The sequence below is a fragment of the Komarekiella delphini-convector SJRDD-AB1 genome (assembly GCF_014831675.1).
Classification (GTDB): Bacteria; Cyanobacteriota; Cyanobacteriia; order Cyanobacteriales; family Nostocaceae; genus Komarekiella.
Window position 1 is genome coordinate 1 of record NZ_VJXY01000017.1, and the last position, 13,814, is coordinate 13,814.

At 37.2% G+C, this 13,814-nt stretch carries 15 protein-coding genes, 1 tRNA gene and 1 pseudogene; 6 read left to right on the forward strand and 11 right to left on the reverse strand.

Features of this window, described 5'->3' with window-relative positions; translation table 11 throughout:
- Positions 1–127, reverse strand: a pseudogene (locus FNW02_RS16530) (photosystem II D2 protein (photosystem q(a) protein)); the annotation flags it as partial.
- Between the two features lie 341 nt (positions 128–468).
- Here FNW02_RS16530 and FNW02_RS16535 point away from each other — a divergent pair.
- From FNW02_RS16535 to FNW02_RS16555, 5 genes are all read left to right on the forward strand, one after another.
- Positions 469–741, forward strand: coding sequence for a hypothetical protein (locus FNW02_RS16535; protein ID WP_162398029.1), 273 nt, complete (start codon positions 469–471; stop codon positions 739–741).
- A 13-nt stretch (positions 742–754) separates the two neighbouring features.
- Positions 755–1,432, forward strand: a complete 678-nt coding sequence (locus FNW02_RS16540) for an ABC transporter ATP-binding protein (protein ID WP_191758614.1) — start codon at positions 755–757, stop codon at positions 1,430–1,432.
- A 247-nt stretch (positions 1,433–1,679) separates the two neighbouring features.
- Positions 1,680–2,231 (forward strand): NYN domain-containing protein, encoded by a 552-nt coding sequence (locus FNW02_RS16545; RefSeq protein WP_191758615.1) that lies wholly within the window; start codon positions 1,680–1,682, stop codon positions 2,229–2,231.
- A 144-nt stretch (positions 2,232–2,375) separates the two neighbouring features.
- Positions 2,376–2,447: transfer RNA gene (locus FNW02_RS16550), tRNA-Asn, on the forward strand.
- Between the two features lie 97 nt (positions 2,448–2,544).
- Positions 2,545–2,988: a GNAT family N-acetyltransferase gene (locus FNW02_RS16555; protein WP_191758616.1), complete on the forward strand. Its 444-nt coding sequence runs from the start codon at positions 2,545–2,547 to the stop codon at positions 2,986–2,988.
- A 69-nt stretch (positions 2,989–3,057) separates the two neighbouring features.
- On the opposite strand, the gene FNW02_RS16560 is transcribed toward FNW02_RS16555, so the two are convergent.
- Together FNW02_RS16560 and FNW02_RS16565 are read right to left on the reverse strand one after the other, a co-directional pair.
- Positions 3,058–3,912, reverse strand: coding sequence for a M56 family metallopeptidase (locus tag FNW02_RS16560; protein WP_191758732.1), 855 nt, complete (start codon positions 3,910–3,912; stop codon positions 3,058–3,060).
- Positions 3,912–4,331, reverse strand: a complete 420-nt coding sequence (locus FNW02_RS16565; RefSeq protein WP_191758617.1) for a BlaI/MecI/CopY family transcriptional regulator — start codon at positions 4,329–4,331, stop codon at positions 3,912–3,914. Before FNW02_RS16565 ends, FNW02_RS16560 begins: the two co-directional genes overlap by 1 nt.
- 301 nt (positions 4,332–4,632) lie before the next feature.
- On the opposite strand from FNW02_RS16565, the gene FNW02_RS16570 reads away from it, so the two are divergent.
- Positions 4,633–5,373 carry a 2-phosphosulfolactate phosphatase family protein gene (locus FNW02_RS16570; RefSeq protein ID WP_191758618.1) on the forward strand — a complete coding sequence of 247 codons (741 nt, stop codon included), beginning with the start codon at positions 4,633–4,635 and terminating at the stop codon, positions 5,371–5,373.
- Positions 5,374–5,503: 130 nt separating this feature from the next.
- Here the strand turns inward: FNW02_RS16570 and FNW02_RS16575 are convergent, their stop codons facing one another.
- The 8 genes from FNW02_RS16575 to FNW02_RS16605 form a co-directional block, all read right to left on the reverse strand.
- Positions 5,504–6,574 (reverse strand): glycosyltransferase family 4 protein, encoded by a 1,071-nt coding sequence (locus FNW02_RS16575; protein WP_191758733.1) that lies wholly within the window; start codon positions 6,572–6,574, stop codon positions 5,504–5,506.
- An 18-nt stretch (positions 6,575–6,592) separates the two neighbouring features.
- On the reverse strand, positions 6,593–7,897 hold the full coding sequence (locus FNW02_RS16580; protein WP_191758619.1) for a glycosyltransferase family 4 protein: 1,305 nt from the start codon (positions 7,895–7,897) through the stop codon (positions 6,593–6,595).
- Between the two features lie 175 nt (positions 7,898–8,072).
- On the reverse strand, positions 8,073–9,038 hold the full coding sequence (locus FNW02_RS16585; RefSeq protein WP_191758620.1) for a GDP-mannose 4,6-dehydratase: 966 nt from the start codon (positions 9,036–9,038) through the stop codon (positions 8,073–8,075).
- Positions 9,039–9,318: 280 nt separating this feature from the next.
- Positions 9,319–9,564, reverse strand: coding sequence for a hypothetical protein (locus FNW02_RS16590; protein WP_191758621.1), 246 nt, complete (start codon positions 9,562–9,564; stop codon positions 9,319–9,321).
- Between the two features lie 788 nt (positions 9,565–10,352).
- Complete coding sequence (locus FNW02_RS38710) at positions 10,353–10,481, reverse strand: tRNA 5-methoxyuridine(34)/uridine 5-oxyacetic acid(34) synthase CmoB (RefSeq protein WP_225225704.1); 129 nt, start codon at positions 10,479–10,481, stop codon at positions 10,353–10,355.
- Between the two features lie 174 nt (positions 10,482–10,655).
- The gene (locus tag FNW02_RS16595) at positions 10,656–11,714 is read right to left on the reverse strand and encodes a glycosyltransferase family 4 protein (RefSeq protein ID WP_191758622.1); all 1,059 of its coding nucleotides are present in this window, start codon (positions 11,712–11,714) and stop codon (positions 10,656–10,658) included.
- Between the two features lie 14 nt (positions 11,715–11,728).
- The gene (locus tag FNW02_RS16600; RefSeq protein ID WP_225225705.1) at positions 11,729–12,394 is read right to left on the reverse strand and encodes a hypothetical protein; all 666 of its coding nucleotides are present in this window, start codon (positions 12,392–12,394) and stop codon (positions 11,729–11,731) included.
- An 80-nt stretch (positions 12,395–12,474) separates the two neighbouring features.
- Positions 12,475–13,812 (reverse strand): glycosyltransferase family 2 protein, encoded by a 1,338-nt coding sequence (locus tag FNW02_RS16605; RefSeq protein ID WP_191758624.1) that lies wholly within the window; start codon positions 13,810–13,812, stop codon positions 12,475–12,477.
- Between the last annotated feature and the right edge of the window lie 2 nt (positions 13,813–13,814).

Below are 13,814 nucleotides of genomic sequence, written 5' to 3' on the forward strand. Positions count from 1 at the left end.
CTAGGAAGGCGCAGGGGAATAATAATATCCCTGACCATCCTACGAATACGAAGCGATCGCGCTTTAACCAGTCGTCTAGAACGTCAAACCACCCTCTACTGGGCGCGCGTCCAACTGCGATGGTCATGAGAGCAAATCTCCAAATGTTATAAGTACAGGTCGTATCTGTATTGTATATAGATAACTATTTTACAGCTATCTATAAGCAGAAAGTTAACCAGGTTGTCTACCTAGTTTACAATTTTTTACGTACCTTTAATCATAATAGGTGCAAATCGCTAATTTTTCTAGAGGATTTGTCATTAAATTTAACTTTTGATACAGATGCGATCGCACTATAGGAATAGTAGAGGAGTGGAAGAGAGAATAATTTTGAATTATTATCCGCCCTCTTACTGTTCTCCATCCCCCTGGAATCAGCCGGCTGACGCTAAAATGAATCCTACAGTTAAATTTGATTAATGCTAAATGTTTACCATTGACTTAAGCATCAGGAACACTGCTTTCCCCATTTCAGTACAACGTAAGTCAGCCGAGGATGCTGAGGCTGTCTATCAGCTAATTTTGGCTGCAATACGTTCTGGCAATCCTGACATTGTGGAACTAAAGTGTGAGGGCAAGACAGAGAAAAAAATCGCTGTTCGTGCTAGTGAAATTTCTGGAGTACAGATTGTTCAGAAGGATGGTGTAACCACTGCTGGTGGTAGACCACCTGGGTTTTTTGCAGTAGCGGCTGAGTAACCAAGGTATATAAATGGCGGAAGTGGGCATTGAGGTCAAGAATTTAAACTTCAGTTGGCCTAATGGCGAAACAGCAATCAAATCTTGCTCACTAGAAGTACCCAAGGGTGAGTTTTGGATGCTCTTGGGCACAAATGGCAGTGGCAAATCAACGTTACTTAGACTATTGGCAGGGCTATTATCTGCTGAGTCTGGCGAAATTCGGGTTTTGCATCCTGTTGGTTTTGTCTTCCAAAATCCGGATCATCAACTGGTAATGCCAACAGTTGGTGCTGATGTAGCGTTTGGATTGGTGGAAGAAAAATTGCCACCTGCTGCGGTGAGAGCAAGAGTTGAAGAGGCGCTAGGGGCGGTAAATTTGCGTGCCCTACAACGACGTCCTATATATGCGCTCTCTGGGGGCCAAAAACAGCGAGTAGCGATCGCAGGTGCAATCGCTCGTCACTGTGAAGTCTTACTATTAGATGAACCCACTGCTTTACTAGATCCAGATAGCCAACTGGATTTAGTAGCTGGTGTCCGCAGCCTCGTCAAAAGTCGAGGTATTACAGCTCTATGGGTGACACATCGATTAGACGAGTTAAATTACTGTGATGGCGCTTTTTTGCTAGAAAAAGGCTCTTTGGTAGATTGGGGTGAAGCCCAGCGCCTCAAACAACGTCTAATGGAGGTAAACAGCGAAGCCTCTTGATTGAGTGCTAATTGTTTAAAGAGTGCTGAATAGGAAGAAGTAAATACTCAGCACTTAGTACTATTAATAAAACTGCTACGCGCCTTTTTGAAGAGGCGCGTTTTCATTTGGTGCGTCTGTCTTAGGGTTAGTTTTATGAACATAGCGCATTTTTGTCTTCTGTAACATAGTGTTACAGACAATGCATCAATTATTATAAATCTTATGAATGAATTTTGTTAACTCTAGAAAATTGTGATTAAAAACCATGCCCCGTTCCTTACTCCAAGCCGTTTTGTTAGTGGACGGCTACAATATAATTGGCGCTTGGCCTTGCCTTAAAAAAACCCGTGATAGCGCTGGACTAGAGGCAGCACGGGGAGAACTTGTTGAAGCGATGACGGGTTATAGTGCGTTTCAAGGTTATGTAACTCAAATAGTTTTTGATGCCCAATACCATAACGCCTCTAGCAATAAAGAAATGATAACTGAGCTTTTATCAGTTTATTACACCGATTTTGGACAGACAGCAGATACCTACATTGAAAAATCCTGTGCGTCTATGCGGCAGCAAGTTGCCCAATCTCTGATTTCTCGTGTGATTGTTGCCACCTCAGATCGGGCACAGCAGTTGATGGTACAGGGTTATGGGGCTGAATGGTTATCGGCACAACAACTATGTGGTGAAGTGGAAGCTACTGTTTGTCGGATGCGGCAGAAGTATCATACACGTAAACAATCTAAGAGTAGATTTTTGGCCAATGCTATTGATGCTAAAGCACGACAGCGTTTGGCTGAATTGCGAATGGGATTACAGTAGATATTAGTATCCAAAAGTCTGAGTTTGAGTTTCAGAAAGGGTTTTGGTTGCAAAAATCCTATTATTAAGCATCTAAAAAAATATTTTGGCGGAAGTACTTGCCAAATCCTATCCGTTAGCCTTACTATTATAAATCGTGAGTGATCCTCAGTAGCTCAGTGGTAGAGCGATCGACTGTTAATCGATTGGTCGCTGGTTCGAATCCAGCCTGGGGAGTTAAATAAGAAATAGAAATGAAAAGTAAAAAACCTTATATCTTGAACCAGTGGTTACTGGTTCAAGATATAAGGTTTATGAATAGTTGCTCTGTTTCGTGGTAAAAATTCGTCCCTATCAACTAAACGATTTAGAAGATACCGTTCAAGTTTGGTATCAAACATGGCATCAGACATTTCCCTATATTCAACACCCACAATCTTATGTTGAATGGGAAGCTCGCTTCCATGATGAGCTTGCGGTAAGAGCAAATGTTTGGGTTGCTGAAGTGGAAAATCGCATTGTAGGTTTTATTGTAGTGATGCAAGAAGAACAATGCTTAGAGCAGCTTTTTGTAGACATGGCCTACCAGAATCAAGGCATAGGTTCGGCGTTACTTGAAAAAGTAAAAGTAATTTGTTCGCAAGGATTCAAATTGCACACACTACAACAAAATATGCAAGCTCGTGCATTTTATGAACGGCACGGTTGCAAAATTAGCAAATTGTCAACAAATACAATCAACGGCCAACCTAACGTCGAATATTACTGGTTGCCTTAATGTATGGCTTAGGAATTAACCATATTCTAATAATAGGTAATTAAGATTACCCGTTAATCTTTTAAGTTTTTAAGTGTGAAATATTACTGTAACTAAAGGCAGCAAGGCCAATAAAAAGCCATTCCAGGACTGGAATCGAGCTTCTGGATTTGGTTCTGGTGGCGCTAATAGGGCTTCGATTCTCTGCTCTAAGCGTACGCCGTAGGCATCGCCTACACTAGGGGAACCTAATGCAGCACAGCAAATTTCTGATATAACAGGGCTGTTACTAACTACTAATAAGAGTGATTCTGCTAGCAATAGAGGGTCTATCTGTAATGCTGCATAGCTATCGGCACGGAGTTCGCGCAAAGCCAACAGTTCTTGCCACAAAAGCTCTGTATTTGGCAACCAAGCAGTACAGGAACGCACCCAACCCAGCCAGAAAAACCAGAATGTATCCCTATAATAGTGATGCCCTTGCTCATGGGCTAAGACGCTTTCTAAATGATCTGGTGAGAGAGTTTGCAGTAATCCTTGACTAACTACTAGTTCTGGTTGCCAAAAACCAATTTGACCCGCAAACAACGCGCCCGTTTGCAGTAACCTGGCTTGTTTATCTCCCAAATTCACCAAAGGACAGTTACGAGCAGATTCCACAGACCGCCAACCCTGAAAAGCAAGTTTAATGCATGAAATGACAAAAAATGCCAAATAAATTAACGCTACTACATAGCTGATAGAGCCTGTATACATCCCGCCCATTTGCCCTTGAGGCCCCATGAACAGCACAGAAATCGCAGTCATGAAAATTAGCAAGGGCGGGAAGAGAAATAAAAACAGCGATCGCTGCCACCGCAGATTCCAATTACCTTGGGGTTGATTCCAAGAGGATCTTAAGCACCAGGCAACTGTCAAAGCAATCAAAATCATTATTAGATGCATCATTTTTCCTCCCTGGCTTGGCGTGCAGATTGAATTCGTTTGGCGATCGCTTCTATTTGCTCGCTAGCTGCTTCATCGAGACTATCAGCAAAAGCAGCGACCACATCAGGATTACCAACGGCGAGAAATCGCTGCAACTGTTCGTGTGCTTTGATTACCGCTGACTGCTGCTTAGTCAGCAATGGTCGCCAGTAAAATGCCCGTCCTTGTTTGTCGCATGTCAACCAACCTTTATCAGTGAGACGACGCAGAACGGTAGTTACAGAAGTATAAGCTAATTCTCGGTTGGGATCAGCCAGAATGCGATCGTGTACATCCTTGACTGTTGCTGAACCAAGTTCCCAGATAATATTTAAAATTTCCGCTTCCAACGGGCCTACAGACAATTGTTTAGGGCGGTAATCGGGTAAAGGTGCCATATCAGTTTTGGTGGGATGAGCGGAGTGGAGTTAGCAGGCGTCAGGGAGTTGTACCAACTTGAAGCGTCAAACACAGCCTTAGAAGGTTTATTCTTTCAGATTACAAGATAGTGCAGCAAGTATAAAAGTCCAGAAGCATGGGAGCAGGCTTTTTTAGACTTTTTTAGGATTTTATGAATGGTATGTATCGTGGATTTGAATGCTAAAAAACGCTCTATGGTCAACTGTAACTGTAGTTAGTGACACCAAGTAGGTAAAATGTTATTTGCGGCAATAGTATTAGAGCAGGTGTGTCCAGCGCGTGAAGCTATTCGTATACCACACTCCGGAATTGACTCCAATGGATAAAGCGCCAGATTGTGCGATCGCAGTCGATGTGTTGCGAGCCACTAGCACAATCGCGACTGTCCTAGCGGCTGGAGGCGAAGCTGTGCAAGTCTTCAGTGATTTAGATCAACTAATCGAAGTTAGCGAAAAATGGCCTTCAGAAAAACGCCTACGAGCTGGAGAACGCGGCGGCGCGAAAGTAACTGGCTTTGAATTAGGTAACTCTCCCCTTGATTGCACACAAGAATTAGTGGCGGGACGGCGCTTATTTATCAGTACTACTAATGGCACTCGCGCCTTACAAAGAGTACAAGAATCTCCAGCTGTATTAGCAGCAGCCTTAATCAACCGGGCTGCGATAGTGCAGTATCTCTTGGAAAAGCAACCAGAAACAGTATGGATTGTTGGTTCAGGTTGGGAAGGCTCTTTTTCCTTAGAGGATACAGTTTGTGCAGGCGCGATCGCCCATAGTCTTGTACAGCAAACTAAATTGTCGCAGGAGGAATTAGCTGGTAATGATGAAGTAATTAGCGCGATCGCTCTTTATTCTCAATGGCAAAGCGATTTATTGGGATTGTTACACCAAGCTAGTCACGGTCAGCGACTATTGCGCCTGGAATGCCATGAAGACTTAAAATATTGTTCTCAAACTGATATTTTAGATGTTTTGCCCATACAACGAGAAATAGGAGTTTTAAAAAGTCAACCCCTCTAGAGAATTCAAAATTATTGAAAACTCAGCAGTTGGTTTGTAGAGACGCGAAATTTCGTGTCTCTATTTGTTATTGATTGAGGCGCTTTTTCCTCTACTGTGAACCTGTATATCCAGGTATTAAAAAATCGGCTTACAGGTAGCGTGATAAAACTTCGACAGTAGCTTTTCCTGTTTTTTCCCAACTGAATTGTTGGGAGCGAGTGATTCCTTGGTGGGAAAGGTGCGATCGCAATGCTGAATCGGTGGCAATTACTTGCATTGCCTTACTTATTTCCTCTATATTGTAGGGATTGACCAAAATCGCTGCGTCACCAGCAACTTCTGGAAGAGAAGAAATGTTGGAGGTAATTACAGGAGTACCGCAAGCGATCGCTTCTAGGACAGGAAAACCAAAGCCTTCCCAAAGACTAGGAAAGACAAGAGCGATCGCTTGATTGATGATTTTTGGCAATTCGTTGTAAGGAACATAATCCAGGAACTTTACCTGATTAGTTATACCTAGTTCCTCAACTTGTGCTTTTAAAACTGGCGTATAACGCTGATCAATTGAACCGGCTAACCACAATTCGTAATCATTGCTATTTTGTAGTGTAGCGAAGGCAGAAACCAGCCGATGTAGGTTTTTGTAGGGATCTTGGCGTCCAATGTAGAGAAAGTAGTTACGGGTGGGTAGATTGAGAAAACGATAGTGATTGCGATCGTGAGCGAGGGGAATAGAGGTAATTTTGTTAGCTGGAATTTGGTAAAAGTCAATAATATCTTTAGCTGTGGTCTTGGAATTACAAATAATATGTTGCGCTTGGTGGAGGACTTGGGGAATGTAATATCGATGGTAAGTTGTCAACGGTGAAAAGCATTTAGGAAAGCGCAACGGTATTAAGTCGTGAAACATCACAACAAACCGACAATTGCTATAAAGAGGTGCTTCTGGGAGTGGAGAAAATAACAGTTGTGATTCTAACTGTTTATAGATTTGCGGTAATCGAAATTGAGTCCAAACAAGGCGGTCAAAATGCCCTTTTATCCCTTGGTCTGGTGTTAAATTTGCTAAAATTGGATAGCAATCATAATTTGGAATGATCTGCGAAGTTAATAACTTCAGTTTGAGAGATTGTAGATTTGGAAGGAGATTTAAAGCGTAGGTTGTTATACCTGTAGGTTTAGTTGACAGAAAAGAGAGATTAACTAACAAATTTTTCAGCTTTTGTTGAAACTTAATTTAAATACATAAATAAGAGATTAATTGTTCAGCGGATTCTTTCCAAGAGAATGGTCTATATTCATTTTTGATCCGATCAACCAAATGATTGTAGTAAATATCTGAATCAAGTAGCTTTTTTAAAGCTTGATGAAGTTCAGTTGGTTGAGTAGGATCAAAATATATACAGAAGTCGCCCCCTACTTCAGGTAAAGAGCCACCAGTGCTAGCAATTACAGGTTTACAGTATTGTAGTGCTTCTACAACTGGTAATCCAAACCCTTCATAAAAGGAAGCTTGAACTAAACAGTAACAGTTTTGATAGAGAGCTTTTAGCTGAGCATCGGTAACTGAACCTAGTATATGTATAAGATTGCCATACATTTTATTAGATTCTATTAGCGCGTCAGTCTTTGAGTGCCAACCTCTATTACCCGCAAAAAGTAAATATATGTTTTCATGATTTGATACCAACAAATCAAACGCTGCTATGATAGCCTGAATATTTTTATGAGGAACTAAGCTTCCTACTACTAAAATATATTTTTTACTTAGTAGTTCACTCAAATTTTCATCAAAATTATTAAGTTCTATATTGAGTGAGTAATCATGATTGGAATAGTCAGATCCTAAACGAAAGCTTTTGACTATTAAATCAGGATTATTGCTGGCTACTATCCCCTGCTTTTGGGCGTATTTATAATCTTCAACACTATTTTTAGATATACATAAAACTTGATCAAATAAGTTTGAATACTCTCTGTAAAAATTTGTAAAAGCCTCAGTAAATCTCTTTGAAGAAAATTCGGGAAACTTTATAGGTATGAGGTCATAACATATAATTACAATAGTAACTTGATGGTTTTTTAGAATCTGTAAAAATTTATAGTATGTTTTAGGTAAATCCCAATTTGCATCAGCTATGATGTATATATCTCCTGGTTGAATTTGATAACCATCTAATTCAAGATAAATATTTTTGTGTTGGTTACTTAAATTTAACCAATCGGCTAAATCCAATATATTAGAAAATGAATTTATAAATTTATTTTTTACTTTAGAAAATAACACTTTGATTTTTCTATTGATTTTGGTTATTGTGTAAAGATACTGGTTACTCTTAGTAGTTTGACTGTAATTTTGTTGGTTAAGATTATTCACCCTGACTATAGATTTACTATCAAACATAACCGCAGTTATTTCTATATCTGGACTAGTCGAACTTAATCTCAACATTTCAGATGTCAATTCACGAACTACTCGATGTATTCCAGTATTTTTATATGTATGTTTTGCCGTATGAGTGCAGTCTATAAATATTCTCATCTGAGACTCTAGTTATAATTGCTTATTTCTGTTTTCATTTGTGCCTAAATCTAGACATGACAAACTTCAGAATAAAATACATAATTGGAAAACTTTAGAATTTTATTCTTGAGGATATTCTGTGGCTATGTATTGGGCCAAATAGTTAAGTAGCGAGATTAGGAAGCTAGCCTATCTAACTACTCAATTTCTTGAGGTCATAATCAACCATTAACTCAACTAATTCATTAAAGGAATATTGAGGCTCCCAACCTATCTCGGTTTTAATTTTATCAATGCAGCCAACCAACTGTACGGGTTCATCAGGGCGGTAGAAAGTAGGGTCAACTAAAACATAATCTTGCCAGTTTAGACCAACACTGTTGAAAGCGCACTCAACGAGTTCTTTTACAGAATGGGTTTCACCACTGGCAATGATATAATCATTTGGTAGTTCCTGCTGCAACATCAGCCACATGGCATAAACAGCATCTTTTGCGTAGCACCAATCACGGCGAGCATCTAGGTTGCCTAATTTTAGTTCATTTGCCAGACCGAGTTTAATTTGGGCAGCTGCATGTGTGATTTTGCGAAATACAAATTCTGTGCCACGTCGAGGTGATTCGTGAGTATAAGTAATACCGCAGCAGGTATAAAGATTATATTTTTGCCGATAGTTGATAGTCATCCAATGAGCATAAGCTTTGGCAACACCATAAGGGTTACGAGGACGGAAAGCAGTACGTTCAGTTTGAGGCGAGTCATCGGGTTGACCAAAGACTTCACTACTGGAGGCTTGGTAGAATTTAGCATCCGGTTTGCAGCGACGGATGGATTCTAGTAAACGAGAGACACCAAGTGCTGTGTATTCAGCAGTGAGAGCTGGTTGTGTCCAAGAAAGGGGTACGTAGCTTTGGGAGGCGAGATTATAAATTTCGTCAGGTTGTGATTCAGCTATCACATCCATCAAGGAAGATTGATCCAAAAGATCACCGGATAAGATTTGAATATCGCCTGAAAGGTGGGTAATACGTTCTAAGTTGCTGCTGCTGGAACGGCGAACTAAGCCGAACACTTGGTAGCCTTTGGTTAAGAGCAGTTCAGCAAGATAAGATCCGTCTTGTCCGGTTAAGCCGGTGATTAGGGCTTTTTTAGGTGTCATCTGTTATTCAATGATTAATATTCTGGAGCCATTAATCCTAATGCGGGAAGATAAATACGGTAGTGATTAAGGTTTTTGGTTAAAAGTATCATGTTCGCGATCGCAGCATGATCGCCAATATATAAGTCTGGTAAAGGCGATCATTTAGTTCCGCCTTTTTGGCGATATGGTACAAAGCATTTTATCGCCAAAAATGCTGCTTTCCAAGGTAAGGTGCTGAAACAGTGGGCTAGGCTGAATTTAAAAGTATTATATCTGCGATCGCAATATAAACTTTAATCTAGTTAGTTTTATTCTTCTTTTTGTATGCAGCCAATGTATAACCACCTAAATTTATTCGAGAACTTACTTTTTCTAAATCACGATTAAATTGTTTTATTTGATTGGGAAATTTTTCCAGCCATTGCTCTTTGACGAGATAAATCGTTTCTGATTCAATTACTCTATCTACACATTTATAACATCGAACAGTAGCTTTTTCATGTGGAGTAACAGCAAGTAACCCTGGATTAATTGCTCCAATCATGTATGAAGTCCAATAATCGCCTATGATACCAACTTATTTTAATGTTTTAATTTCTTGCATTTGTTTAATTTTAGGTTCAGCTTTTTCTAAGCTAAAGACATAGCTAGGCAAAGTTAAACAGGAAATAATTACAATAGCCAAGGTAATGCCATACATCTTATTCTGGATTATACCTTATGTTGATTCTATGTTGATTTTATTAGCATCAAAATTGACAACCATATTAATATATATAGGAATAAAATAACGTGGATCACCCTTGTTTATAAATACCCATTTGAACAGAATAATTATAAATAAACCCAAAATTGCGTTAATCATAAGAATATAAAAAAGTTTGGGTATCTTTTGGTAATTTATCTTTTTTAAAAGATATACATAAATTATAAGTATAGTAAAAATAAAAACTCAGATAGTCCATAAGTTTAGGAAAAAGTTTTTATTTTGAAACAATATATTATTCTTCGTATTGTCTATTATTTTTTTGACAATAAACCAAGTTTCCTCTGTATTATTTAAGCCTGTATATTCAAAATAGTGAAAACTAGAGTTTGATTTTGCATAGATAATAAAAAAACTCCAACTAAATTTGCAAATAGCAAAGTCAAAGAATAACTTATTTTCACATTTGTTTTTGCAATTTTTTTAACAAAGATAACAAGAAATTAACATTGAAAATCATTAAAGTAATAATAGAAAAGTCAGAAATTCATAAAGAAGAATAAATATTATAAATGTAAAAATTAAAAAGTAATTTTTATAAATATTCTGTGAAAAAACTTTAAAATTTAAAAACAGATGTATGTTGCCCAACTGCCACAACCCACATCCAAAACAACAGAGTTTTTAGGAATATGCGATATTACTCTTTGAAGCCGGAGGTATCGTAATATCGGTTCTAAAAATGGTTCACTCATATTTATTTTCTTCAATGGATAAACGGGTTCTATCAATTCATTTGTTTAGATAATTTTACAGTATTTGTCGAATGTTTATATTAATTTATAATCATACTCAAGCTTATGCTCATCAGGAATATAATCTACTAATGAAAAGTTATATATTATTTATAACTACACTTAAGTAAAAACTCAAAATACTTTTCTCAGTACACTCATAAAATTATCAGCAAATACTTCGGGTCTAAAATTTTCTAATCTCAACCTTTGACTTTGAATTACTTTCGATCTTAACGATTGATTATTAACTAACACATTAGCTAATTCTGCAATTACAGGTATATCTTTTTGGTTAACTAAAATCCCAGCTTCTCCAAGGGTTTCGGGTACTGCTGAACTTGCATAGGCAATAATCGGAATGTCATGTTGCATTGCTTCTAATAAAGGCACACAGAACCCTTCGTGCTCACTCATACACATGAAGATATGAGCAACTTGGTAATAAGCCTTTAACTGACTGAACGGAACTTTTTCGGTAAAAATTACATGCTGCTGAACCCCTTCAATTTCAGCGATCTGCTTTAGGAAATTTGTATAACTTGAAAACGTAGTTGAACCAACCAAAATTAATCTAGAATGACGATTAATATAGTTGCAGTAATAAGCAAAAGCTCTAATCACATCTTCCTGACATTTATTAGGAGCTAATCGACCCACAAATAAAAAGTTTATCCAGCCATCTTTATAACCATCCAATATCTCTGCATCAGGAATACATTGATGTTCTTCAAAAAATAGGGGGACAGTGTAAACGTTTGTAAAACCTAACTCTTTTAATTCCATAGCATTGAAATCTGAATCTGCGATCGCTAGATCTACATATTTAAAATTTTTTACTCCCTGAGAAGCCTCATCTATTATTTTAGATAAACCCAAATCATAAGGTGCAAGAAAGTGAGAAGGTGTGATGTTGTGATAAATAATCACTTTTTTGCCCGAACTACTTAGAAACACATTGTCACATATTGGAGCATAAGTACAAACATGATAAATCAGAATGTCTGTTGCTTCATTGAGTAGATTGTGTACCTCTAATTCTTTACTTAGAGTCAAACCTTGATCAGCATCCTGAAAATATAATTTGCAATTATGTCCTTGAGATGTTAATATATTCTTGATATAAAAGCCTACATTCACAACAGCATCGCCGTGAACCAAGCGTGGAAGAATTTGATTAATTACGTATGACATTTCTACTTTTTATCTTATGTTTCTTCTTTGATATTTAACATTTTTAGCTCTTGCTCAAGTTCTGTTATTCTTTTTTCTAAAATTGAATTATAACTCTGCTGTAGACCTAAATAGGAAAGTAAAGGATCTGAACTTTCGTTTATATTAATTTCTTGTGCTATATCATGTGTATCTTTCTTTTCATTATTAGTGAGGCTATATTCTGGTATCACTATCCCTTGAGAAGTTACAGGTTTATTTTTAAATATTTTTAGTAATAAAGATTGAACAGGAGTGCGCTTGAGCAAATCAATTATTTTAATGAGATAATTCTTGGTAGTAATTACAGATTGCTTAGCAGTCAACCATAACAGACCCTTTAAACCTAACCCTTGATGTGCTTCAGCAAGCAAACTATCTTGTTTAACATATCTCTTGGTTAACTCTTGCTCCATTTCTGTTACTTTATTTTCTAAACTTGCTTTTTCTATACGCCATGCGTCAAGTTCTTTAAGTTGACTTGCTATTGCAGCGCGATGTTGCATAGAATTAAATTTAAAAGATAGTTGAACCTCATCTAACTTTATATTTCTCAACTCTATGCCAGCTTGAATGAGCTTACACAGTTCTTCTGCATCAATCAAGGGATTATGAATGCTAATAGTTGCTTTTAACATTGATAAATCTCGAAAATTTTGCATAACAGCATTTACGAATACAACTTAAGATAAAGGAATAATGAATAGTTATATAGCCAAAAAATTATATATTAACAAGCTTCTTACTCGGTTCCTTTTAATCCCAACGCTTGTTTCAGCTTAAACCATGCTTTTCGCAACTTCCAAAATTTACTACTTTCCATTGCTGCAATCCTAGATTTAGCTTGAATTAATTCAACTGTTAGTAAGTCAAATTTCTGTAGCTCTGAATTAGATACATAAGTATTTTGCGCCAGACCTTTTGGTTCATCAGCATAAATAAACTTATTTGGATTTACTTCTGCTATTTTTATAAAAGGATCAAATCCCCCAGATACATTTCTTACATTATTTTGGTGCAAAACTATCGCTTTTGAGTAAGGATTAAGACGTAAAAAATAACCGTGTCTGAATAACCTGTGTGTTAGCTCAACATCTTCAGCTTGATTCCAAAATAGCATTTCATTCCAAGGATGTTGTAATGCAATTGTTTTCTTAATGATAGTTAAGCCGCCATTGCAGTAGACCAGCGGAGAGTAGTCTTCATATTCCATACAAGCTGGAGTAGCCCAAGCATGAGAATTATTGATTGAAACCCAGTCTGGTGTTCGCCATCCATCATACATTTCCTGTTTGCATGTCAGGATTGAAAAGCTGTTGCCGTAACGACACATACCAGAATAAAAATTTTTGTCGAGAATAAATCTGTCATGTACCACTAACAGATTTTCATATATAGCATTTTGAGCAATTATATTTTTCTTCTTTGTTATCCATCCTTTTTCATCTTGTTGTGAGAACGGAATAATTCTTACTTTATCAATGTATTTTTCATTAATAGGATATGTGTAATTACCAACCAGGATAATTTCAAATTCTGGAATTTTTTGCTCAATAATAGAATCTAAAAGCTTTTCTACAAACTCTTGGCGTTTACCTTGTGTAATTACACCAAAAGACCAAGCATCTATCTTGCCAGCATGACGTGGTTCGTCTTGTTCAGATTTCTTAAAGACTAGCTCGTATGTGTTTCCACTTCTATTTTCATAATAAAGTTCAGCAGTCCCAGCAGAAAAATCATATATTAAGCTTTTTAAGCCATAGATACTCAAATTACGACTTTCTACAAATTCATCTAAAACCAAGTATCCTTTGGGGCTTAATTTGTTCCATAACTCATCCAAGATAACTAATGAAAATTTACTTCTATTAATGTCGTTACCTTTGACAAATATAAGGTTTGCATAGCGATTCTTTAGTGAATCATTAAGAACAAATAAATTTGTTTGTAATATAGGACTATGAATCACTACAGCATTTTGGTAATTTACTAAATACTTTTCTTGAGAGCAATCAAGGTAAAGGCTATCTATACTCAATTCTAATGAATACTTTTCAATAAGCTGTTTGATAGTTTTCATAA